Genomic DNA, 631 nt, shown 5'->3' with positions numbered 1-631 from the left:
GAGGCGTAAGGAGAAGTCAGGGAAATGGCGGATGACGTGGTCGTTCGTACCCGTGATGGCGAACACACGAACGTGCCACGTGATCGTCTCGTAACATTGCTCCATGTCTTCCACCGACTCGCCAAGGCCGTGCAGTGTGCCCGCGTCGGTGCCGGGCGAGCCGGCCCGTCCCGGAGAGCGGCTGCGCGAGGTGCGGCTGGCCGGGTACACGCTGGCGGTCCGCTCCCGGGCGCCCGACCGCGCGGACCTGCCGCCGGCCCTGTTCGTGCACGGCCTCGGCGGCTCCTCCGACAACTGGTCGCTGCTGATGGCCCAGTTGACGGACGTGGTGGACGGCGAGGCCGTGGACCTGCCCGGGTTCGGTTTCTCGCCGCCGCCCGAGGACGGTACGTATTCGCTGGCGAGCCATGCCCGGGCCGTGGTCCGCCTCATCGAGGCGGGCGGGCGCGGTCCGGTGCACCTGTTCGGCAACTCGATGGGCGGCGCGGTCGCCACCCGGGTCGCCGCCGCGCGGCCCGACCTGGTGCGCACGGTCACCCTCGTCTCGCCCGCGCTGCCCGAGGTGCCGCCCCAGCGCACGGCGCTGCCCACCGCGCTGCTCGCGGTGCCGGGCGTCACCCGCCTCTTCCGC

General features: G+C 73.2%; 1 protein-coding gene. It reads left to right on the top strand.

Annotated elements, in window-relative coordinates; all coding sequences use genetic code 11:
* Nucleotides 1–103 precede the first annotated feature (103 nt).
* A partial coding sequence (locus tag KUM32_RS42295) for an alpha/beta fold hydrolase (protein ID WP_217146896.1) occupies nucleotides 104–631 on the top strand: 528 nt, incomplete at its 3' end.

The sequence above is a fragment of the Streptomyces sp. AC627_RSS907 genome (assembly GCF_019049165.1).
Note: the sequence above shows the minus strand (reverse complement) of the source record. Positions and strands in the feature narration are given on the sequence as shown.